Raw genomic sequence first — 1,114 nt, forward strand, 5'->3', positions numbered from 1 at the left:
CTACAAGGCCTATCAACCCAACACCGTGCTCTTGGACAATGCACTGGCGACCATGGGCGCTGGTCTGCCCTCGGCGATGATGGCGGCGCAGCTGAACCCTGACCGCCGGGTGATGGCAATCTGCGGCGACGGCGGCTTTATGATGAACAGCCAGGAGCTGGAAACCGCTGTCCGGCTCGGCCTTAACCTGGTGGTGACGGTGCTGAACGACAGCTCATATTGCATGATCCGCTGGAAACAGGCGCACGCCGGGTTCGCCGACTGGGGGCTGGAATTCAACAACCCGGATTTTGTCCAGTATGCAAACAGTTACGGCGCCACCGGCCACCGTATTGCGCGCACCGAAGATCTGGTGCCCACGTTTGAGAAAGCCTTTACCGCAGGCGGCGTGCATCTGATCGACGTGCCGGTCGATTACAGCGAAAACCAGCGCGTTCTGATTGATGAACTGGCCGCAAAGGTATGTCTGATATGACCAAAACCGTCGAAGTCGTGAACCCCTACAGCCTGGAACGCATCGGCACGGTCGAGACCAGTGATTGGGCGCAAATAGATGCGATGCTGGAAACCGCGCATGGGTTGTTTCGCCAGCGGGATGGCTGGCTGCCTGCCTATCAGCGCATTGAAATCCTGCGGAAAACCGCCCGATTGATGGAGGCGCGGTTTGACGAGCTGGCCCTTTTGATCGCTAGCGAAGGCGGCAAGCCGCTGGTGGACGCCCGCGTCGAGGTCAAACGCGCCATCGACGGGGTGGAACTGTGCGTGCATGAGATCGGCCAGATGACGGGACGGGAAATCCCGATGGACCTGACCGCGGCCGGCGCGGGCCGCATCGCCTTTACCCAGCGCGAGCCGATTGGCGTGGTGGTGGCTGCCAGCGCCTTTAACCACCCGCTGAACCTGATCGTGCATCAGGTCGCCCCCGCCGTGGCCACCGGCTGCCCGGTGATTGTGAAACCGGCGCAGGACACGCCGCTGTCGTGCCAGACCTTTGTTGCCATGCTGCATGAGGCCGGGCTGCCGCAGGACTGGTGCCGTTCAGTGGTCTGCAGCAACGACGTAGCCGAGAAGATGATCACCGACGCCCGCGCCGGATTCTTCTCCTTCATCGGCT

2 protein-coding genes are annotated in these 1,114 nt (G+C 61.8%); both read left to right on the forward strand.

Annotated features, from left to right (window positions below; translation table 11 throughout):
• Positions 1–475: thiamine pyrophosphate-dependent enzyme (locus tag A2I95_RS41135; RefSeq protein ID WP_291738044.1), on the forward strand; the 475-nt coding region annotated here is incomplete at its 5' end.
• Positions 472–1,114: aldehyde dehydrogenase family protein (locus A2I95_RS41140; protein ID WP_291738045.1), on the forward strand; the 643-nt coding region annotated here is incomplete at its 3' end. The genes A2I95_RS41135 and A2I95_RS41140, both read left to right, overlap by 4 nt.

Source organism: Leisingera sp. F5, assembly GCF_001593695.1.